Genomic DNA, 21919 nt, shown 5'->3' with positions numbered 1-21919 from the left:
TGGCGATGGAAAATACCAAGCTCGAACTGGTGGTCGGCGCGTTTGTCCTGGTCGGGATTCTGTGTCTGGGCTATCTCTCCATCAAGCTGGGCAAGCTGGAGGTGATCGGCGGCGACCTATATGAAGTGACCGCGCTGTTCAATACCGCGACCGGCTTGAAGTCTGGCGCGACCATTGAAATTGCCGGCGTGGAGGTGGGGCGTGTCAGGGGCATTGCGCTCAAAGAGGATCGCGCGATCGTCACGCTCGCCGTCGGCAACGGGGTGAAGCTCTATACGGATACCATTGCGTCGATCAAGACGAGAGGAATTATCGGGGAGAAGTTTTTGGCGTTGTCGCCGGGCGGTGGCGGCGATCCCTTGAAACCAGGCGACACCATTCGAGATACTGAGTCCGGCTTGGACCTTGAAGAGTTGGTGAGTCAATATGTCCATGGTAAGGTGAACTGATTGCTTCGATTTCCCCTAGGGAATTTCGTGGCCTGATGTATATACAGGAGTGTCGTATGGTGACGCACAATGCAGTGGGGCGAGCGGGGTCGGTAATGCGACAGGTCGGCCGGTTGGTCGCGGTCGGTCTGGTGGGGATCTGCCTTTCTCTCGGGGGTGAATTATCGCAGGCCCTTGCCGGGCCTCCGACGGATTCGATGAAGGGCACGATCGACGAGGTGCTTCGCATCATTCGCGATAAGGATTTGAAGCAGACGGCCAAGGCTGAAGAGCGGCGATCGTTGCTGGAGAAAGTGGTGGCCGAGCGGTTTGATTATCAGGAAATGTCGCGCCGGGCGCTCGGAGCCCCCTGGAACCAGCTTTCAGATCAAGACAAGCAGGAATTCGTGTCCCTGTTTCAGACGCTCCTGACCAGTTCGTACGCAGAAAAAGTGGAGTCCTATTCCGGTGAAGGCGTGCAGTATCTGAATGAACGAACCGAAAAAGACTATGCCGAAGTGCGGACCAAGATCCTCTCGGGGAAAACGGAAATCCCGCTTGACTATCGTCTCATCAACCGGGGCACGGACTGGCGGGTGTACGATGTCGTGGTCGATGGTGTGAGTTTGGTGAACAACTATCGCGGGCAATTTACCAAGATCCTTCGTGCGTCGTCCTACCCCGATCTTGTCGATCAGCTCCGGAAAAAATCCGATAAGCTCAAATCTCCGTAAGACCAGTCAGGCAGCCTGTTCATGTCCTCCCTGCGTCGACTTGTTAGTTTGATCGTCTGCCTGTGGGCAGGGACGGCCGCGGTGTGTCTCGTGTCCGCCTGGGCCGACACGCAAGTCATCCCCGTTCCGTCGGTCTCTACGACGCGCAACGACGGCAACGATCTCGGGCTGATCATGCCGATTTTGATCACCGACCCTGACGGGGAACTGAAGTATTTGATGGCCCCCATGGTGATTCGGAATTCGATTGTTGGAACCAGAGGGGCATTCAATTTCTTTCAGTACGAGCCGGGCGGGCGGCAAATTCAGTTTATCGGCTCGTTCACGGAGAAGATCGAGCGCAAGCTCGTGTTTAACTATCTGGATCCCGCCTTCAGCAACGGGCGGTACTTTCTGCAGTTCGGCGGGTCGTTTTTCAAGAACGCCACGTCCCGGTTTTTCGGCCCCGGGCAGGATTCCATCGAAGGCAATGAGACCAATTACACGGCCCGGGAAATACGGGCAAACTGGCGGTTCGGCGTCTATATGAACGAGGTGACGCAGATTGCGCTGGCTCAGCGTGTTCGTGATGTGCAGCTTCAGCGCGGGGCCACCAATCTTCCGTTTACCGGCGAGCGGTTCGGGGATGTGGATGGTGTCAAGGGGCAATCGACGATCGTCGGGCACCGTGTTAGTTTTCACTATGACACGCGCAACAATCTGGTGACACCGACGGATGGGATGGCCGTAACCGCGTATGCGGAGTTGAATCAGAATGTGAGGAACGGTGAGCATCCGGTGTATTCGCGGTATGAACTCGACATCAAGAAGCTGTTTCCCAGTGAATCGAAGCGGGCCATTCTTGTCGTGCGGGCAAATTTGCAGGCTACGATCGGCACGCAGGTTCCATTCTTCGAACAAAGCTCGCTGGGCGGGCAGAACAATCTCCGCGGCTTCGGCGTCGACCGTTACATCGACAAGCATCTGATCTCCGTGAGCATCGAAGAGCGGATTCATATCGCCCGCACCAGACTGGCGGGTGTCATGGCGGATTTTGAATTGGCCCCGTTCCTTGATACAGGTCAGGTCTTCGGGAATTTCAAAGATGTCAGTGTCAAAGATTACCGGATGACTCCGGGGCTCGGCATCCGCGGTATTGTACGGCCGAATGTCGTGGGTCGCCTCGATTATGGATTCAGTCGTGAAGGCGGTGCGATTTTCGCCGGTCTTGATTTCCCCTACTAGGAAGCGAGTTGTAGGATGTCGTGGGGTCAGATTCTATTCGCCATCCTGTTCGTGAGTATCGTGTTGACGGGTGGGGCGATCCCTCCGCTCCTATGGGCTGAAGGGTTTGGACCGTTCCCCGTGAGAAATTTTCAGCCGGTGCACCAATTAGTGCTTGGAATGCCCGGCGATCGCGCGACGGTCTTGAAGCCCGGATCCCTCGATCTCCGTATCGAACTCGCCAATACCGCCAACATCTTTTCCGATGCTACCCCGCAGACGTCAGTCACGATGAAGTTTGAGAGTATCCGGTCAGGATTGTTTCTCCGCTATGGAGTGACCGAGCGGCTGGAGATGGCCGTGGAAGTACCGATAGTGAACCGCTATCGGGGTATCATGGAAGGCATGATCACGGCGGTTGAGCGGGCGACGACCGGCCTGGCGCCTGATCGAAGGGCGCTCAAGGGAACAGGGTATGCCTACCAGGTGACATCGGGCGGACGCACCGTGATTAATGCGCGGGAGGGTGTCGTTGGATTGGGCGATGCCTCGGTGATGGGCAAGTATCAGGTGCTGACGGAGACGAGTTCATTGCCGGCCTTGTCGCTTCGCGCTGCACTGAAACTTCCAACGGGAGACGAATCGCACCTCTTGGGAAGCGGCAGTCCGGATTACGGGTTTGGCTTGGCCCTGGAGAAACATGTGGCCAAGGACTGGATGGTGTATGCGAACATCAACGGGGTGATTCCGACTGGCCACATTGCAGGATTCGGGTTGCAGCCGGTCGTCTCTGCCCTGGTGGCAGTGGAGTATCTCTGGTCGGAGAATTTCTCCATCGTGGGACATTTCGACTATTTCTCGTCGCCGCTGTACGGAACCGGCACGCATGTGTTCGACAAGGGAGTCACGGAAGGCGTGCTCGGTTTTAGCTATCGCTTGCGCCCGCAGCTGCTCTGGCAGGTGTACGCGGTGGAAAATCTCGATTTCATTGTCGGGAGTGCCGCCGATTTTACCCTCTCCACAGTGGTGACATTTCAATTTGGGTCATGAAGAGGGATGGCTCGATAGGCGGCGTCTCTAACTGCTTGACAGCAAAGGATCTTTGTGTGAAACTGACGAGCAATTCCATCTTAATTGACGGGGATGCGGTTGCATCCGTTTTTCTGCCTCCTCGTGCATAAAAACCAAGCAGAATAGCTGAGATACGATTCAAGGGAGATCATCCTATGTCGATCCTCAAGACCATTCAAAGTCCAGCAGATCTCAAGCGGGTATCGCCGAGCCAATTGCCCGCGCTGTGCGAAGAAATCCGTGAGCAGATCATTGGTACCGTATCCAGCGTTGGCGGACACTTGGCGTCGAATCTCGGCGTGGTGGAACTCACGGTGGCGTTGCACTACCTGTTGAAAACACCGACCGACAAGATCGTCTGGGATACCAGCAATCAGGCTTATACGCACAAGTTGCTGACGGGCCGTCGTGAGCAGTTCCATACGCTACGTCAGTACGGCGGGCTCAGCGGATTTTGTAAAAGAGAAGAAAGCGAATACGATTCCTTCAATGCCGGGCATGCCGGTACGGGCGTGTCGGCGGCATTCGGACTCGTTGAAGCGCGCGAGCAATTGAGACAGAAAAATAAAGTCGTCTGTGTCGTCGGGGACGGCGCGATGACCGCCGGGATGACTCTGGAGGGTCTGCATCATGCCGGCGGGATGGGCAAAGATTTCCTGGTGATCTTGAACGACAATCAAATGTCGATTTCGAAGAACGTCGGCGCGATTTCCGCCTACCTGAGCCGAACTATTACCGGTGAATTTTACGGGAAGATGCGTGAGGAAACCGGCCAACTCCTGCGAAAGATTCCTCACATCGGGGAGGACATGCAGAAGCTGGCTCGCCGGGCCGAAGAGCTGGCGAAGGGAGCGATTCTTCCTGGATTGCTGTTCGAAGAACTGGGTTTCCAGTATTGCGGGCCGATCGATGGCCACAACTTTGAGCATTTGCTCCCGACCTTGGAGAATGTGCTGAAGATGAAGGGGCCGGTCTTACTGCACGTGATTACGAAGAAGGGTCTCGGGTATGACCCGGCCATCAATAACCCGGTCTGGTTCCATGCCTGTCCGCCCTTCGTGCGCGAGACCGGTGTGCCGGCGAAAAAGGCCGCGCGCCCCTCATATACCCAAATTGCCATGGACTCGCTGGTCAAGCTGGCTCGCGAGGACAAGCGGATCGTCGCTATTACGGCGGCGATGTGCGAAGGAACCGGTCTCACAGGGTTTGAAAAAGAATTCCCCGATCGGTTGTACGATGTGGGAATCGCCGAACAGCATGCCGTGACATTCGCGGCCGGACTGGCGACGCAGGGTCTGAAACCTGTGGTGGCCATGTACTCGACCTTCTTGCAGCGCGCCTACGATCAGGTAGTGCACGATGTGGCCACGCAGAATCTCCCCGTCGTTTTCTGTATCGATCGCGGTGGTCTCGTTGCGGAAGACGGCACCACGCACCATGGGGCGTTCGACTACGCCTATCTGCGGCACGCCCCGAATATGGTGGTGATGGCGCCGAAGGATGAGAACGAGCTGCAGCACATGATGAAGACCTGCATCCAGCATGACGGGCCGGTCTCGCTCCGTTATCCGCGCGGGGTCAGCCTCGGGGTTCCGATGGACGCCGCTCCTGCCGCACTCCCGATCGGGAAGGGCGAGTTGATGAAGGACGGATCCGATGTCGCAATCATGGCCATCGGAGTCTCGGTCTGGCAGGCAATGCAAGCGGCCGAACGGCTCACCAGGGAGGGTATTTCAACCGCCGTGGTGAACGCCCGATTCGTGAAACCGCTCGATCAGGAGCTGATCGTCGATGTGGCCAAACAGGTGCGATATGTGGTGACGGTAGAAGAGGGCTGCAAGATGGGCGGCTTCGGCTCCGCAGTGCTCGAAGCGTTGTCCGATGCCCGCATCACCGACGTGACGACTAAGGTGCTCGGGCTTCCGGATTGGTATATTGAGCAAGGGCCCCAGGATTTCTTGCGGGAGCGGTATGGGCTCACGGCGGAAGGCATTTATCAAAGCGTGAAGGAACTCGTCGGGAAGGCTCCGGTCACGAAACAAGATCGGTTCGCGGTCGGCGCGTCGATCGATCATCTCCCGCACGGGGACGAGCAGGGGAGCTGAGCGACCTCACACCATGCATATAGCCAGACGAAAAACTCGGCAGATCAAGGTTGGCTCGCTCAAGATCGGGGGAGACGCCCCGATATCTGTTCAGTCGATGTGCTCGACCGATACCCGCGATGTCGCTGCGACGGTTGAGCAAATTCGTCAGCTTGAAACGGCCGGCTGTGAAGTGATTCGTGTCGCGGTGCCGGATGATGAGGCGGCTGCGGCTCTCCCGAAAATCAAGGCGGCGATGACCGTCCCGTTGATCGCCGACATTCACTTCGATCACCGGCTGGCACTCAAGGCCGCAGAAGTCGTGGATTGCGTGCGCATCAATCCGGGTAACATCGGGGCATGGTGGAAAGTCGAAGAAGTCATCAAGGCCGTGAATGAGCGAGGCATTCCGTTGCGTGTCGGGGTCAACGGCGGCTCGTTGGAGCGTCACCTGCTCGACAAGTATGGGTGGCCTTCGCCGGAAGCTCTCGCTGAATCTGCACTGAATGCGGTCCATGCGTTGGAGGACGTTGGCTTCACCAACATGAAAGTGTCGCTGAAGGCCTCCGATGTGCATCACGCCATTGATGCCTACTGGCTGTTTGCCCATCAATCCAATTACCCGCTCCATATCGGCATCACTGAAGCCGGGACGGCGATGACCGGTGCCGTCAAGTCGGCCATGGGGCTTGGTTATCTGCTCTCGCAAGGCATCGGCGATACGTTGCGGGTGTCCCTCGCGGCGGATCCTGTCGAGGAAGTCAAGGTCGGTTTTGAGATTTTGAAATCGCTGGAGCTGCGTCATCGCGGAATTAATGTGATCGCCTGTCCGACCTGTGGCCGCGTCGAGATCGATGTGGTGAAGATGGCCAATGAACTCGAAAAGAAACTTGGCCATATCAAGACACCACTCAATGTGTCGGTACTCGGGTGCGTCGTGAATGGAATCGGCGAAGGCAAGGAAGCGGATATCGGGGTGGCCGGCGGCGAAGGCAAAGGAATTCTGTTTAAGAAGGGCAAGCTCGTTCGCAAGGTTCCTATCGAAGAGCTGATGGATACGCTGATCGAAGAAGTGGAGCTTCTCGCAAAAGAAAAAGAGGCTGAGGCGAGCGGGGAGGTTGTCGCTTCCCCTTCTAATGAGGGATGGGAGTCGTTGGGGCCGGATCCCTCGCAATCGACGACGCTGGGTAAAGAGATTCCCGTCCTGCCTAATCGCTAGGGCGATTTTGCACGCCCCGGCAACGATCTCCTTCTAAAACGGTTGTTGAGATACCGGATGAAGGGCCGCTATAATGCGCACCTTCGTGAGGCGCCGTACCCAAGTGGTAAGGGAGCAGTCTGCAAAACTGCGATGCAGCGGTTCGAACCCGCTCGGCGCCTCCAATTTCACACCTGTCCATTCAGTTTTGTCGCGTGTACCCGGTACGGTGTTACAGCGTCTGTCAGTCGAGTGAGGGCCCGCATGGCGCTCTGGCTGGGCCGAAATTGACTGAGTTTTTTGCAGGTGTTAGAATTCGCTGAATTTTTGGATGCTTCCATGTCCGGCTGCGATCACCAGCCGTCCACTATATAACTTCATCGGAAGGAGCAGGGAATGGCCGTACCGCTGTCCCAGATGTATACAGTCACGAAGTATGTGCTCACGCAGAAGGTGAAGCGCGTGAAGCGCTATCCGCTCGTCCTCATGCTGGAGCCGTTGTTTCGCTGCAACTTGGCCTGTGCCGGGTGCGGGAAAATCCAATATCCCGATCATGTGCTCGATAAGCATTTGACCCCCGAGCAATGCTGGGCGGCGGCCGAGGAATGCGGGGCGCCGATCGTCAGTATCCCAGGCGGGGAGCCGCTCATCCATCCCAAGATGGCCAAGATTGTCGAGGGCCTGGTGGCGCAGGAGCGGTATGTGTATCTCTGCACGAACGCCATTTTGATGGAACGGAAGCTGGATGAATACAAACCATCGAAGTTTCTGACCTTCAGTGTGCACATGGATGGATTGAAGGATGAACACGATTTGGCGGTGTGTCGCGACGGGGTCTATGACGTTGCTGTGCGGGCCATCAAGGAAGCGTTGAAGCGCGGCCATCGCGTCACGACCAATACGACATTATTCGATGATGCCAATCCCGAGCGTGTCCGGAAGTTTTTCGATGAAATGATGGCGCTGGGGGTCGAAGGGATGATGATTTCCCCGGGCTACAGCTATCAAAAAGCGCCTGATCAGCAGCACTTCCTCAAGCGTGAACGTACGCGAGAGCTCTTTTCTCGTATTCTCGGCAGCCCCAAGCGGGGCTGGCAGTTCAATCAATCGCCGCTGTTCCTGGACTTTCTGATGGGGAAGCGGGAGTACCAATGCACTCCGTGGGGCAATCCAACGTATAACGTGTTCGGGTGGCAGAAGCCCTGTTACTTGCTGCAAGAAGGCTACACAAAGACCTTCCGCGAGTTGATGGCGGACACGGCATGGGATCAGTACGGAACCGGTCGGAATGAAAAGTGCGCGGACTGCATGGTGCATTGCGGATACGAAGCCTCGGCGGTCGAAGATACCTTCGGGACGGTGTCCGGGTTCGGTCGAACCGTGAAATTGACCCTCTTGCCTACCAGCCGCTGAACAGGGGAGCGCGAGTCGCATGACTGATACGAAGAACCACAGTGCGCCGGGATCCGCCAGCTCCTTGCAGGGGCGACAGTTTGCTCCGCACTCGTTTGCAGAGCTTGCAGAGGCGATTGAGTTGGCGTTCGACTATCGCGGAGATGTGACGGTGACGCTTCGATCGGGCCAGCACGTGACCGGTTATCTTTTCAATCGGACGGTAAAGGGGCAGGACTCGACGTTTGAAGTGTTTCCCGAGGGTGATTCTGGAGTGCAGGTGATTCGGTATGCAGATGTCGTATCGGTGGCCTTTTCCGGAGAAGACACGGCGTCAGGCAACTCCTGGGAGAGCTGGGTTGCGAAAAAAGAGTCGGAGCGGAAAGCCGAGGCTGACCGGATCGCACAGGATGCCCGCGCCCGCGGGCATCTCTAGGCTCTCGCCGTTGTGTTTTCATCCCTTCCAGCGCGGATATTTCCCCCCGCGCCTCCTCTGAAAATATCGTCTTCGTTTGAGTGTGCCAAAACACGCGTTTCCCTCTTGTTCAGGGCCTTTCTTCCTTCCATCGCAATTGACAAAGAATAGGGGCTATGTTACAAGAATCGGCCTTAAAACTGGCTGGCGCATTCGACGATATTCTACAAGTCGTCGCGTGTCATGGGATGAACCGGAATAAGGGGATTGGCACGGACGAGTGGAGTGGAAACCAAGAAGGAAGTCTGGCTTTCGGTGGATCATCGTTGTCGCCACGGCCGGCATCTGGGTCTTCGTTACACATCCAACCATTCTGTACGCTACCCATGAAGCCGACCATCGGTATACGGTTGAAGGGTTCGTGTGTAAGGCCGATGGGACGCCGAGCGCCAATACGGAAGTCTTAGTCAAGGATACGAGAATTTCTTATGGGCAGACCGTCACAACGGATGACGGAGGGTACTATAAGGCAGCGTTTCACCTGCATAATGACAACCTGGGTGATCCGCTTCTGGTTGAGGTAAAGGGCGAGCAGCAGCACCATAAGATTCAGTTCGATCCGAAGGATCTTGAGAGTGAGCGAAGGATCCAGGTCAATTTCGGATCCGGTTGTGTTCGTGATCGTTCGGCGCCTCCAACATGGTTGTGGGTGGTGCTTGGGGTGGTCGGCGGGTTGGTGGCTCTCTTGGTTGGCGTGAAAGTCGTTCGGTCTCAGCGCAAGCAAGACGGAAGGCGAGAGAAGGGGCAGGGTAAGCGGAAAAAGTAATCGGCCGGTCCGGGAGCGGAGTGGGGCGCTCGCCGGGGTAGAAGGCCAGAGATGTTGGGGCATGAATAGCTGTGGTTTTTTGGTGAACGCAGAGTAGCGCTTTTGTAAGGGTCGGCCCCTTGCGGAGGCGTTTTTTTCTGCCTTGAAGATGAATGTGTCGGTCTTGAAATGCATTGTCGGGCGTAGAAAAGGAGTGGAGGAAAGCATATGAAAATGTCGTGGCATCTGATGATGGTGTTGGGTTTGGGTATGACGGTGGCTGCTTGCGGCGGAGGCGAGGGTGGTGGTGAAGGCCCGGTCGTTCCTCCTCCTCCTGCCCCTGCTGAGTATGCCGATAAGCACATGCCTGCCGGCTGGTGGGCGGATGCGGCAAAGATGGAAGAGGGCCGGAAGCTTTTCATCGGCGAGACGAATCCTGACGTGAATTGCGCCAGCTGTCATGGCAAGGACGGCAAGCCGGTCAAGGCGGGCGCCCGCGATTTCCGCGTCGGCGACCGGATGAAGCTGTACTCGGATGCCGTGTGGTTCTGGCGCATTTCGGAAGGCGTGCCGAACACCAAGATGAAGGCCTGGAAGAGCAAATTGTCGGACGAAGACCGTTGGAAGCTCGTATTGTATGAGCGCAACTTCGGATTGGCCGGCAAGGGTTGGGATGAAGGTAAGAAGGCGTGGGTCGATGCGGCGGCCGTGTCGACGGCTCCTGCGGCGGCAGCGCCAGCGGCGGCACCTGAGGCAGCGCCGGCTGCCCCGGCTCCGGCAGGCAAGTAAGATTTCACTCTTGTGAGGAGGAGCGGCGAGGCATCATGAAAACATGGCAGCGCAGTCTCATGGCTCTCATTGCGCTTCTAGCGCTGTTTGGCGGGACGGCCTATGCACAGGCACCTGGTACGCCGCCGGTTGAATTCCCTTATACCGGGAATCGGACAGCTGTCTGGATCGTCGCTCAGCTCCACATCCTGTTCGCAGGATTCATTCTCGGGGCGCCCATTTTCGTGGTCATCTCGGAGTGGCTGGGATACCGGAAACAGGATCCCCGTTATGATCGATTGGCAAAAGAGGTCACGAAGGTCACGGTTATTCTGTACAGTATGACCGCGTTGACCGGTGGTCTGTTCATTTTCGTGTTGCTGGCGACCTATCCGCAATTCACGACGTGGCTGATCAATCACTTCTTTATCGTCTTCGCCGTCATCTATCCACTGTTGTTCATCGGCGAGACGTTTGTTCTCTATATGTATTTCTATACGTGGGATTCGTGGAAGGGGAATAAGAAGGCCCGGCATATCGCGCTCGGAGTTCTGTTGAACCTGATCGGATCCATTACGCTCTTTGTAATCGATGGCCCTACCTCCTTCATGAACACGCCGGTGAAAGCCGAGGGTGTCTCTCCCGTTGAATTCCTGGCGACTGCCAGCATCTGGGACAAAATGTTCAACTACAGTTGGATGCCGCTCAATATGCACCGGCTGGTTGGGAATGTGACCTTCGGCGGCTTTGTGGCCGGCCTGATCGCCGCGTACATGTACATGGGGGCGACGAAGGATGAAGAGCGGGCCTATTACGATTGGATGGGCTTCGTCGGCAATATGATCGGTGTGGGTGCGCTCTTGTTCCTCCCGTTCATGGGCTATCTGTTAGCCTATGAGCTGTGCGACTACGATGCGTCCATCTGTCCGTACATGATGGCGGACCAGTTGTCGATGTTCTTTGAGATGCAGGGGGCGATGATCGGGCTCATCTTCCTGGCCAGTAACTATTACATCTGGCTCAGTATGAAGCGCATCGAGGGCGTCGAGAAGGTTCGTATGACCATTATAGCCCCGATCGTGATGATCGCGCTTCCCTTGGTCATGACCAAGGTGTTGACGGATTATCCGGCGCCCGATCCCAAGTCGCTGATGTTCCTCTTGCCGATGTTGTTGGCGCCGGCCATTCTCGGTCGCTTTATCCCGATCACGGTCTCCTCGCGGACGGTCATCAAGATCGGTTTCCTGATGGTGGTGGTGGGCAACGCGATCTGGCTCACGCCGCACGGGTTTGCCCCGACCGGCGCCAAGCTGGTTGCAGAATTGGAATTGCCGTCCGATTGGAATTTTCTGGCCTTGATGCCGGCGAAGAATTCAGCGGCCTTCACGCTCGTCTTCGTCACGGTGGTCAATTACATCATCTACAATCGAGCCGTGACGCAAGGGACCATCGTCTGGGGCAAGATCGATTATGCCTCGCAATTCGTTCTGATTTTCCTCGCGTTCAGCGCAATCTGGACGATGGGGCTGATGGGGGCGGTTCGTTCGCTCCTGCGAAAATACTTCCACACATATAACTTGCTGCCGGACTTTACGGCGGAGTCCTTTACGCCGACGCTGGCCTATTCAGCTTGGTACATCACGGGGATTACCGTGGTGTTCTACGCCGTGGTAAGTTTTGCGATTCTGGTGACGTTGCGTGCGTCGCATCCGAAGGAGCATGCGCCTGAGGGCAGTCCGGTTCCGGCTGGAGCGAAGTAGGGTTCAGATTTATCCTGGTGCATTCATAGCGACTTAGTACGAGGAGCACTATGGGCAAGGCAATCATTAAGATCATCGTCGGATTAGTGATCGGGGCCGGACTGTGGGTGGCCACGATGACATTAGAATTTCCTCCCGTCTTCCGATGGCTGTTCTTTGGCTATGCGGTGCTCGGCACCGTTGTGTTCTTGATTCTCGATGCACCGACCATGAAGGTGATGAGCGGCGGCAAGGCACTGGTTTCTCTCTTAGTGTTTTATGCCATCCTCTGCACGGTATTCATTGCCGGCGCGTCACTCTGGCCGCAATACGATCCGGAAGACGAAAAAGGGAAGATCGTCAAGATCCTGAAGGGGAAGCCTAACATTCTCGATCCCTGGAAGGCCGATGAAGTCATTGCCCGCACCAAGGAGCTGGATCTCAAGGCCAAGGAATTGACGGAACGGATTAAGGCGTTGGGAACCGTGCAGGGTGCCGCCGGTCAAGAGGCCGGGGCGGCTGCGGCGGCTCCTGCTTCTGCCGGAGCGTCAGGGGGCGATGTTCTGAAGATCGGCGAAGAGCAATGGCAGCTCCAGGAATGCTACAACTGCCACAAGCTGAAGGGTGAGGGTGGAAAGAAGCGCGGACCGGAACTCGATAACATCGGGACGCTCTTGCCGCAGGAAGAAATCACCAAGAAGATTCTTGATCCCAAGTCTTACAAGGCCGAAGGATTCGATGCGGAGTATGACAAGGGCAAGATGCCGGATAAGTACAAGGATCTGATGGAGCTCAAAGATGTGCAGGCCTTGGCGGCCTGGCTCGCGACGTTCAAGAACACGTCAGTCAATACACCGAAACCCATCAAGATGAAGTAATGATGCAGCCGAAACTTAAAACAAAAGTCCGCGCGACGGACCGTGAAATCGGGGAAATCTCGAAAGTCATCGTCGATCCGCTTTCCCATGAGATCAGCCATATCGTCGTCTCGATGAATGGCAGCGGGGAGCGGCAGATCGCCATGACGTTCGTGCAGTCGGTGACCGACAGTCTTGTTGAGCTGCGCGCGGCTGCCGGCGATATCCTCGAACTGCCGCCGTTCAAGCGTGACGACTACGTGACGACCCATGAGGTCGAGATCGCGCATCTTGAAGAGCGTGTGCATGTCATGCCGGGTGAGGTGCTGGTTCCGTTCCCCGAGTTGGAGAAGAGCGTCAAGCGCCGCACGTTCTTCATGAACTTTACCCACGTCATCGGCTTTCTGATCGGGTTGCCGATTGCCTTTCCGGTTCTGCGCTATCTCATGAAGCCGATGTATTCACCGTTCGACAACGGATGGCTCAAGATCGGCAATGTCAGCAAGATCAAGCAAGACGATATCGGCGTCCAGTTCAAGTATAAGCGCAAAGTCAAAGAAGCCTACATGCCCGAGTCCGAGATCGAGAAAAACGTCTGGGTGTTGAAGGTGACACCTGCCGTCCTGGAGAAGGTCTATCAGGGCAAGGACATGGAATTTAAGGATGCCTTCGGGAAGACGGTCTGGACAAATAAGAAAGATTTCCCCTTCGTCGCGTTTTCCGGGAAATGTCCGCACCTCGGGTGCGGGTATAAATGGCGGCAGCACAAAGTATTGGGGCAGGTCTTCCTATGTCCCTGCCATTTGAGCATCTATGACGCGTCCGGCAAGGTGCTCGACGGACCGGCGCCGCGTGCCCTTGACGCCCTTCCCATTAAGGTGTCCGCCACGGGCGAAGTCGAAATCATCGATATGGAATTCAAGGCCGGTACTAAAACTCAAATCCGGATCATCTGATCACTATGCAACAGACACCGTCCTCTTCAACTGAGCTCACCGCACTCGAAAAGGTCATTGCCTTTGTCGACGAGCGGGTCGGCCTTAAGACGATTCAAGCGAAGATGCTCAACGAGCCGGTACCCGGCGGCTCCCGTTGGGCCTACGTCTTCGGCTCCATCCTGTTGTTCATTTTCATCATGCAGGCCGTCACCGGCATTCTGCTGATGTTCTACTATGTGCCCACCGCCGACCACGCGTTTGCCAGCACGCAATACATCATTCACGAAGTCGATTACGGGTGGTTCCTCCTTAGCTACCATTTCTGGGGTTCGACCGCGATGGTGGTCTGTGTGTTTGCGCATATGTCGCAGGTCTTTCTCTGGGGCGCCTACAAGAGTCCTCGCGAATTGATCTGGCTGGTCGGTCTGGCCCTTTTTGGAATCGTCATGGGCTTCGGGTTTACCGGTTATTTGCTTCCATGGGACCAGCGCGCCTATTGGGCGACGACGGTCGGCGTCGAGATCATGGATAAGACTCCGGTCATCGGAGATTTCATGGCCCGCTTCCTCAAGGGCGGGGCGATTCCCGGACAGATGACGCTCAGTCGCTTTTTTGTCATCCACGTGATGATTCTGCCGGCGGCCTTGATGGGTCTTGCCGGGTTGCATATTTTCTTGTTTAGGGCCGCAGGTCCAGCCGGACCGTTCCGTGGCACTCCGGAAGAGATCAAGGCGAAGACCGACTATTTCTTCCCGCGCCAAATCTGGAAAGATATCGTCGGGATGATCACGGTGTTCTTCACTATCTGCGCGTTGGCGTTCTGGGAGCCGGTGGTGCTCCTTGAGGAAGCGACGCCGGATCCTGGCGACTATCATCCTGAGCCGGAGTGGTACTTCCTGTTCCTGTTCCAATTGCTGCGGCTTAAAATGTTTGGTGGCGAGTTCGGGCAGTTCGTGGGCGCCATGGCTCTGCCTGGCGCGTTTATGGCCTTGCTGGCCGCGCTGCCCTTCATCGACAAAGATCCGGAGCGGAATATTTTCAAGCGCCCCATCGCGCTGATCGGCTGGATTGTCGTGATGGCGATGATTCTTCTCTTTACCGTGGCCGCCATTATCAACCGGGAATTTTTGGACTAGTTGAGCGGGGCGACGTGAACCGCGCCCCAGATGAAACTATGACCGAGCGAGAATTACCGTCCCCTGTGAAGCTTGGATTGAACGTCCTCTGGTCCACCTGTTGGACCGGGTTCCCAATCAAGATTGGCATTTGTCTTCTGTTTATGGCGTTGGGCCTGATTCATTTTGAGGCCCGCATCGGCCTGGCGTGTCTGATGTATCTCGCCAGCCCCGTGACCGTCTTTGCCATGCCGATTCTCGCGATGGTGGCTGAGCCGCATCTCGGGGAAGGCGCGGGGATTGCGTTGCTCTTCCTGATTTGCATCCCCATCGATATTTGGGCGACCGGCGTCGTAGCCAGAACGTTATTCCTTGAGAAGCTCCGCAAAGAACCGCCGGATGGACTCGGCTTATCCCTGTGGCTCAAGACCGCCTTCGTGGGCGCGTTCTTCATGCCGATCTTGTGGATCGTGGTGAGCTTCGCCACCCAGACGTCCATTGAATTGTCCCATGGTCTCTTTGAAACCGAGATGCTGAAAGCGGTTCCCGTCGCCGAAAAGATCGGGATCGAACTCACCCTCTGGGGCGGCGTCTCTATCACCGTTCTGATCGTCATGATGCTGCTGGGCGTGTCTCTCGTCGGTCGTGTGATCCGGAGCGCGGCGCAGAGTGCTGGACCCGCATCGGGAGATTATCAAGCATTGGTCACGCGGTGGGATTTGATGCGTGTGCCGGCCGATCAAGGGCTGATGCTGACGGCCACCACGCTGGTGGGCCTCGTGCTCTCGATGCTGTTTTGGTCCGGACTGCCGGTCAGTACGCCCCATCCGCATGAATGCTGCAAAAAGCCGGAAGTCAAAGCCGCGCCGCTCTACAAGCCCGTTGATACCCTCAACAAGGCCGAGAAGCATGTGGCTCAGCTCGCAGCGCAGGTTGAGGCGATCGAAAAACAGAAAGCCGAAGAAGAGGCAGCGAAAGAAAAAGACAAGGGGAAGGCCGGCAAGGCCAAGCCCGCTGATGCTAAGGCACCGGTGAAGGCTCCAGCAACACCCTAAGACTGGGCGACGGAGAGGTGATATCCATGATGCAACGGCCTGGAATGATTGAACGGCTTATTCGGTTCTTCACCGAATCGCCTGCTGCAGTGGCTGCCTTCGTGGCGACCCTGGGAGTGCTTGCCGCTCCGGTGGTCGGGTTGGCGGCGGATTCTGGCGGTGCATCGGCCGTGGCCTATCGTGACGTGCCCGGTATCGGCAGCCGGAACCTGGTGTGGATCGTCGCGCAGCTGCATCTCCTGCTCGCGGGCTTCGTGCTCGGCGTCCCGATTTTTGCGTGGTTGTGCGAAGTGGTGGGCTGGAAGAGCGGCGAAAAGCGCTACGACAAGCTGGCCAAAGAATTTACCAAGCTTCTGAGTTCCGCCTATTCGACCACCGCCCTGTTCGGCGGCATTCTGTTGTTCATCCTCATCGGCGCCTATCCCAAGCTGATGGCCTATCTCAGCGACATCTTCTTTCCCTCGTTCATGGTCTATTGCGCACTGTTCCTGCTCGAGACCGCGACGCTCTATATGTACTGGTACGGGTGGGATGCCATGTCGGAAGGCCGCAGCAAGGTCTTTCACTTGGTGCTGGGTTTCCTGCTGAACGTCTTTGCGTTCTTCATCATGATTATCCCGAACTCCTGGGCGACGTTCCAGGCGAGTCCTGTCGTCATTGCTGAAGGTTCGGATATGGCACGGGCCTGGGCCGCGACGTGGAATCCCACATGGTGGCCGGTCAATATTCACCGGCTGATCGCCAACGTCGTGCTCGGAGGCTATATCTGCGGTGCCTATGCCGGCATCCGGTATCTCTCTGCGCGGACCCCGGAAGAACGCGAGCATTACGATTGGATGGGCTACGTCGGTAATTTCATCGGCGTGTTCGGTCTTCTCCCGTTGCCTTTCGCCGGCTATTGGCTGATGCGCGAAATCTATCAGTACAACCAGCAGATGGGCATCACCCTCATGGGTGGATTCCTATCCTGGCTGTTCATTCTGCAGGCAATGTTGATCGGCGTGCTGTTCATCGGATCGAACTACTATTTCTGGATGGGGATCACGCATCGTATTCCGGGATCGGAACTGCGGTACCGCAGGCCGATTCTGGCCATGCTCGTCATTCTGCTCCTGTGTCTCGGTGTCTGGATGACGCCGCACTCCCTCGTGGCGAGTCTGGAAGAGGCTCGAAAGATGGGAGGCACGCATCATCCCCTGCTCGGGGTTTTCGGTGTCATGTCGGCCAAGATGACGGTGTCGAATCTCATGATTCTTGTCACCTTCATGAGCTTCATCATGTACTGGAGAGCCGGCAAGGAAGACACCGCCACCTGGGCGAAACTGGCAAATGCCGTAATGGGTGCGGTCCTCATCATTGCCGGTATCGTCGTCGTGGTGCTGGGCGTCTGGGGTTACTTCGTCCCGGCCATCGTCCGCATTAACTACTTCTCGACCTCGCAGGTGTTGCTCGTCATCTTTGTCATGGTCACCATCACCCCGTTGACGGCGCTCCTGCTGAAAAGTGCGAAAACCACGACGGAAATGGTGTGGGGTCGGATGCCCCCGCGCGCCGGTTATGCATTGGTGCTGAACGCCATCATGGTTATTCTCTTGATGACCTTGATGGGTTACGCCCGGTCATCGTCCCGCGTGCATTGGCACGTGTATGGCGTCATGAGAGACTCTTCGCAATACGCGTTCTCTCCTGCGCTGGGTTACGCGGCGGCTCTGATGGCGGCGAATACATTCATGTTCTGCCTGATCGTGGCGTTCATTTTCTGGGTGGCGACCATGGGGGATAAAGCGAAGAATACACATGGCGGCACAGAAAAGAGTGGCGACAGCCACGGGGCATTGCCGGCTATGGCAGGTGGCTCTCAAACATTGGACAAGCAGATCTAACCGGATCGTCTTGCTCAGAGGAGTCCTATGAGTGAAGTCGTCAAATTGCAGCTGATCGGCCTTTCCGTCATCGGAAGCGGCGTCCTTATTCTGCTCTTTATCCGCTCGCAATTTCTGCGGGTCATGGGATTTGTGGCCATCGTCCTCGGCCTCTTCTCGTTGGTCGCCTTGGCCGTCCCGCAGATGGCCTCATTGCCGCCGGCTGAAGAAAGCATCGACATCGCCAGTATCAAGACGCCGGCCGATATGGCATCGATTGGCCAGAAGATTTTCTTCAGTAAGGGCCAGTGCGCGCTCTGCCATACCATCGGCCCGAGCGAGTCTGCCCGCTGTCCCGACCTCAAAGGCATCGGGGCGAAACTGAGCCGGGAATTCATCTTCGAAAGTTTGACTCAGCCCCAGGCCTACGTCTATCTCGATTATCGCCACGAGGGACTGCCGAAGGAATATCCGGCCAGGATGCCCTATATCAATAAGAATCCCATCGGACTGTCGAAGAACGAAATTCTCTCCGTGATCGCGTTCCTGCAGCAGATGAGCGGGGAACCGATCTCGGTGAATCCGTCGGAACTGGAAATGCCCGGGGCGGCCCCGGCGGCTCCCGTGAAGGCGGCTCAAGCTGAAACCGTGACGATCGCGCAAGCGAAGTAAGGAGGGGATATGGGCGGCTCCCTCGCAAAGCCAGTGCTTCTGATTCTCGCGATGTATGCGTTTTTAAAGTTTGTGGTCCCGAATCTTCCAGGATCCGCACCCTTGCCGTCCAGCCTGATTTTTCTGTATCTGATGCTCACGACGACCGGGATCGTCGTATTTAAGACATTGAGCCGTGAGTCGAAGGATGCCTTCTTCGCTCCGATTCTGAACTTTTTGACAGGCGAGAACATCGGCGCGATGAGCGCGGCCCGTTACGGATTCTTGATTCTCTTCCCGTTGCTGGTCGGTTGGCAGACCTACGGCAGTACGGCCACGAGCGACGCCCCGCCCGCTGAAAACCGGACGATCCATCCCGCTCCTCCAGGAGAATATACGGGTCTGTCGAATCCGGTTGCGAAATCGCCGGAAAATATTATGCAGGGAAAAGGTTTCTACGCCGCGTTCTGTTCTCCCTGCCACGGCGGCAAGTTTGACGGCAAAGGGCCCGCAGCCCGAGGCTTCAATCCCCCCCCCGCCAATTTCTCCGATCCCACAACGATCGCCATGTTGCAGGAAAGCTATCTGTTCTGGCGGATCAAGAAGGGGGGCGTCGGCCTCCCGATCGAGGGCATGCCCTGGAAGTCGGCGATGCCACGCTGGGAAGTGGAGTTGCCGGATGAGTGGATCTGGAAGATCATCATGGGTGAGTACGATGGCGCCCATCAATCACCGAGAACGTGGGAATAATGCGAGGCGACGATCGGTCGTTGTCCTTCTGTGAATCGAATACGAGGCCCGTATGAAACCGGCGAATCAGATCAGACAATGGGTGAGCGGAGTTGGAGCGGTCGCAGCGACGGCTCTTATTCTGTCCGGAGCGGCTCCAAGCTTGGCGCAGGAAAGCGAGAGCGTGTCCGTGAGCGCTCCGATGGTCAAGGGCACCCTTCCCGTTGACGATCCCAATGCGGCTATCTGGAGTACGGCCAAACCGGCGAAATTCCCGATGTCCCCGCAAGTGCACTGGCCAAACCGTATCCTGGAAACCACCGTCAAGGATCTCTCCGTGCGGGCGCTGCATGACGGCACGCAAGTGGCGATCTTGTTGGAATATGCCGATCCGACGGAGGACCCTGATGATGCCGCCGCGATCGAATTTATGGTCGGCGACAAAAAGGCCCACTTCGCCCATGGTCAGCCGATGGCGCAAGTCGAAGGCGGCCCGGTCAACATTTGGTATTGGAAGAACAAGGACAAGAAGGGCGTGGATATGAACGCCCAGGGATTTGGGACGCTGAAGGTCCAAACACATCAAGACGTGAAAGCCACCGGAGCGTTCTCGAACGGGACCTGGAAAGTGGTCTTCACGAGGCCGTTGGCCACCGAGCATTCGGCCGAAGATACCCAGCTTGCTCTAGGCGGATTTATCAATATCGCATTCGCGGTCTGGGATGGACGGAAAGACGGATCAGGCGACCTGGTCGAAAAGGGCTCTCAGAAGGCCGTGTCTTCCTGGTGGTATTTCCGTGCAGAAGCGCCGCCGGATTACTCCGGCTACTACTATGCGGCCTTCGCGGCGGCCCTGGCGCTGGGGTTCCAGTTTGTCCTGATCAGAAAATTGAAGAAAGGACAGGCAGCATGAAGGCGGCAAGGCTACAAGTCATAGGCGCGGTCGCCGGCCTGATTGGAATCTGGGCCATGACCGCAGGCGGATGTGCCAGTGAGCAGCAGAAGAAGGGGCATGAACTCTATACCCACTACTGCATGCATTGTCACGGCGAGAGCGGGCGGCAGAACGAAGGCTTCAACTGGTCATCTATGCCGGATCCCAAGCCGAAAGATCTTTCGAATAAATCAGAAATGAGCACCTTCAAAGACGAGGATATTTTCAATACGATCTCCCGCGACATGAAGGACACCAGCCCGGGTGGAGATAAGATCGGCGACGACGACTTCGCCGTGCCGACGATGCCCACCTTCAAGTACACATTGTCCGAGGATGAAATATGGGCGATCGTCGGGTATGTGCGGACGCTGCACGGGATGAAGCTGGAGTTCAAGGTTGAAGAGCGCAAGAAAGAATTGACCGATGTGCTGAAGACGGCCCAGGACAGTTTCGATCAGTCCAAGCAGGCCTATGAAGCGGCTGAAAAGAAGGCCAGCGAGGAAGCCGAGAAAAAGAGCGAAGCTACAAAGAAGGACGTGGAAGTGGATGAAGCGTCCTATGCGAAAGAGCAGACCGCGATGGTTGTCGCCAAGAAGGCGCTCGATACTGCGCAGGCTATGCTCAATAATTTCGGGACTCGCCCAGGCAAAGGCCTGAATATCACGCGCCCGGACATGACGATGACCCCTGAGCAAGCAGCGCAGCAGGCCGAACTGGGCAAGCGCCTCTATCAGAATAAGTACGGGTGCAACGGTTGCCACAGCTTGGCGGGCGAAGGCGGCAAAGTGGGTCCGGCTCTGGACCGCGCGGGCTTCCGGCTCAATTCGACCTGGGTGTATCGCTGGTTGAAGAACCCGCAGGCCATGAAGGCCGAAACCAGGATGCCGGCTCTGGGCCTCAGCGACGCAGATGCCAAAGCGGTGAGCATGTACTTGAACACGATGCGCGCGCCCAAAGCAGAAGAACTGGTCGCAGAGAAGCCAGCGAGCTGAGCCGCGCTTACCAGATGAATCCGGCGATCAGCCCGGCGAAGATCGCCAGTCCGACCCACACGTGAGCCTGAAACATTCGGAATGCCTGCGACGGGGTTACCGCCCCGCGCAGGATTCTGGTCTGCATCGCAAAAAATACACTCACAGCGCCCAGCATCAGAAAGTAGGGCCAGCCGATTCCGGTCTGCAGGCCTGCTGCGATTAAGAGCACCAGCATCACGCCCAGCATCAGACCGACCGCGAGCCAGAGAGATGAGCCAAAGAAGAGCGCGGACGATTTCACGCCGATGCGCCGGTCATCCTCCAGATCTTGAATGGCATAAATAGTGTCGTAGGCGATCGCCCAGACGATGGTGGCGGCAAAGACAGTCCACGCAGTCGGTTCAAGCGTTCCTCTGGCGGCTGCCCAGGCCATGATCGTGCCCCAGCCGAACGCCAGGCCGAGCATCGCCTGAGGAATATGCAGGACGCGCTTTGAAAACGGGTACAGCGCGGCCAAGAGCAGGGCCGTCGGTGAGAGCCACAGGGTGAGCGGATTGAGCAGCCACAAGAGACCGGCCGCGGGGAAGAGGAGCATCGCGAGGACGACGAAGGCCTGCCGTCTCGTCAATTCTCCTGAGGCCAGCGGGCGGGTTTTCGTTCTCGCGACTCGGCGATCGAACGATTGATCGGCAACATCGTTCAGCACGACACCGGCGCTGCGCATCAGAAACGATCCGGCGACAAAAATCGCGAGCAGCCTGGGCGATGGAAATCCACGCTCTGCCAGGGCCAGCGCCCAACAGGTCGGCAGCAATAAGAGGGCGGTGCCGGTTTGATTGTAGAATCGAATCAAGCGCAGCCCGGATTCCCAGGGGGCCGATGCTTGGATCGCGGGGACCTCTTGCGGTTGATCAGGCATGGGCGGGACCTTAGCCGAGGACGGAATAGCTGTCAATTTGTGATC

General features: G+C 56.9%; 21 protein-coding genes and 1 tRNA gene. 21 read left to right on the top strand and 1 reads right to left on the bottom strand.

What is annotated here, in order from left to right; all coding sequences use genetic code 11:
- The first annotated feature begins 5 nt into the window (after nt 1-5).
- The 21 genes from mlaD to Q7U39_11325 all read left to right on the top strand — a co-directional run bounded on the left by mlaD (nt 6) and on the right by Q7U39_11325 (nt 20973).
- Nucleotides 6-449, top strand: coding sequence for an outer membrane lipid asymmetry maintenance protein MlaD (gene mlaD / locus Q7U39_11425; protein MDO9118560.1), 444 nt, complete (start codon nt 6-8; stop codon nt 447-449).
- Between the two features lie 56 nt (nt 450-505).
- The gene (locus tag Q7U39_11420) at nt 506-1162 is read left to right on the top strand and encodes an ABC transporter substrate-binding protein (GenBank protein MDO9118559.1); all 657 of its coding nucleotides are present in this window, start codon (nt 506-508) and stop codon (nt 1160-1162) included.
- 21 nt (nt 1163-1183) lie between these two features.
- The gene (locus tag Q7U39_11415; GenBank protein ID MDO9118558.1) at nt 1184-2386 is read left to right on the top strand and encodes a BamA/TamA family outer membrane protein; all 1203 of its coding nucleotides are present in this window, start codon (nt 1184-1186) and stop codon (nt 2384-2386) included.
- A 15-nt stretch (nt 2387-2401) separates the two neighbouring features.
- Nucleotides 2402-3415: a DUF3187 family protein gene (locus Q7U39_11410; protein ID MDO9118557.1), complete on the top strand. Its 1014-nt coding sequence runs from the start codon at nt 2402-2404 to the stop codon at nt 3413-3415.
- A 176-nt stretch (nt 3416-3591) separates the two neighbouring features.
- The gene (dxs, locus tag Q7U39_11405) at nt 3592-5541 is read left to right on the top strand and encodes a 1-deoxy-D-xylulose-5-phosphate synthase (GenBank protein MDO9118556.1); all 1950 of its coding nucleotides are present in this window, start codon (nt 3592-3594) and stop codon (nt 5539-5541) included.
- A gap of 13 nt (nt 5542-5554) precedes the next feature.
- Entirely contained in the window at nt 5555-6739 is a 1185-nt protein-coding gene (gene ispG / locus Q7U39_11400) for a flavodoxin-dependent (E)-4-hydroxy-3-methylbut-2-enyl-diphosphate synthase (protein ID MDO9118555.1), read from the top strand.
- A gap of 89 nt (nt 6740-6828) precedes the next feature.
- Nucleotides 6829-6903 (top strand) — tRNA-Cys (locus Q7U39_11395).
- A 211-nt stretch (nt 6904-7114) separates the two neighbouring features.
- The gene (hpnH, locus tag Q7U39_11390) at nt 7115-8131 is read left to right on the top strand and encodes an adenosyl-hopene transferase HpnH (protein MDO9118554.1); all 1017 of its coding nucleotides are present in this window, start codon (nt 7115-7117) and stop codon (nt 8129-8131) included.
- Nucleotides 8132-8150: 19 nt separating this feature from the next.
- Nucleotides 8151-8546: a hypothetical protein gene (locus Q7U39_11385; protein MDO9118553.1), complete on the top strand. Its 396-nt coding sequence runs from the start codon at nt 8151-8153 to the stop codon at nt 8544-8546.
- Between the two features lie 259 nt (nt 8547-8805).
- Nucleotides 8806-9351, top strand: coding sequence for a hypothetical protein (locus Q7U39_11380; protein ID MDO9118552.1), 546 nt, complete (start codon nt 8806-8808; stop codon nt 9349-9351).
- Nucleotides 9352-9558: 207 nt separating this feature from the next.
- A complete protein-coding gene (locus Q7U39_11375) occupies nt 9559-10119 on the top strand; it encodes a c-type cytochrome (GenBank protein MDO9118551.1) in 561 nt (186 codons plus the stop codon).
- Between the two features lie 35 nt (nt 10120-10154).
- On the top strand, nt 10155-11858 hold the full coding sequence (locus Q7U39_11370) for a cytochrome ubiquinol oxidase subunit I (protein ID MDO9118550.1): 1704 nt from the start codon (nt 10155-10157) through the stop codon (nt 11856-11858).
- Nucleotides 11859-11908: 50 nt separating this feature from the next.
- Nucleotides 11909-12715, top strand: coding sequence for a cytochrome c (locus Q7U39_11365; protein MDO9118549.1), 807 nt, complete (start codon nt 11909-11911; stop codon nt 12713-12715).
- Nucleotides 12715-13650 carry a ubiquinol-cytochrome c reductase iron-sulfur subunit gene (locus tag Q7U39_11360; protein MDO9118548.1) on the top strand — a complete coding sequence of 312 codons (936 nt, stop codon included), beginning with the start codon at nt 12715-12717 and terminating at the stop codon, nt 13648-13650. The genes Q7U39_11365 and Q7U39_11360 overlap by 1 nt, the downstream gene beginning before the upstream one ends.
- A 5-nt stretch (nt 13651-13655) precedes the next feature.
- On the top strand, nt 13656-14768 hold the full coding sequence (locus tag Q7U39_11355; GenBank protein MDO9118547.1) for a cytochrome bc complex cytochrome b subunit: 1113 nt from the start codon (nt 13656-13658) through the stop codon (nt 14766-14768).
- A gap of 38 nt (nt 14769-14806) precedes the next feature.
- On the top strand, nt 14807-15802 hold the full coding sequence (locus Q7U39_11350; GenBank protein ID MDO9118546.1) for a hypothetical protein: 996 nt from the start codon (nt 14807-14809) through the stop codon (nt 15800-15802).
- 26 nt (nt 15803-15828) lie between these two features.
- A complete protein-coding gene (locus Q7U39_11345) occupies nt 15829-17685 on the top strand; it encodes a cytochrome ubiquinol oxidase subunit I (protein MDO9118545.1) in 1857 nt (618 codons plus the stop codon).
- A gap of 27 nt (nt 17686-17712) precedes the next feature.
- On the top strand, nt 17713-18336 hold the full coding sequence (locus tag Q7U39_11340) for a cytochrome c (GenBank protein MDO9118544.1): 624 nt from the start codon (nt 17713-17715) through the stop codon (nt 18334-18336).
- A 9-nt stretch (nt 18337-18345) separates the two neighbouring features.
- A complete protein-coding gene (locus tag Q7U39_11335) occupies nt 18346-19065 on the top strand; it encodes a cytochrome c (protein ID MDO9118543.1) in 720 nt (239 codons plus the stop codon).
- Nucleotides 19066-19117: 52 nt separating this feature from the next.
- Nucleotides 19118-19957, top strand: coding sequence for an ethylbenzene dehydrogenase-related protein (locus Q7U39_11330; GenBank protein MDO9118542.1), 840 nt, complete (start codon nt 19118-19120; stop codon nt 19955-19957).
- Nucleotides 19954-20973: a c-type cytochrome gene (locus Q7U39_11325; GenBank protein ID MDO9118541.1), complete on the top strand. Its 1020-nt coding sequence runs from the start codon at nt 19954-19956 to the stop codon at nt 20971-20973. Before Q7U39_11330 ends, Q7U39_11325 begins: the two co-directional genes overlap by 4 nt.
- Before the next feature lie 7 nt (nt 20974-20980).
- Here the strand turns inward: Q7U39_11325 and ubiA are convergent, their stop codons facing one another.
- Nucleotides 20981-21874 carry a 4-hydroxybenzoate octaprenyltransferase gene (gene ubiA, locus Q7U39_11320; GenBank protein ID MDO9118540.1) on the bottom strand — a complete coding sequence of 298 codons (894 nt, stop codon included), beginning with the start codon at nt 21872-21874 and terminating at the stop codon, nt 20981-20983.
- Nucleotides 21875-21919: the final 45 nt, after the last annotated feature.

The organism is Nitrospira sp. (genome assembly GCA_030653545.1).
Lineage (GTDB): Bacteria > Nitrospirota > Nitrospiria > Nitrospirales > Nitrospiraceae > Nitrospira_D.
Note: the sequence above shows the minus strand (reverse complement) of the source record. Positions and strands in the feature narration are given on the sequence as shown.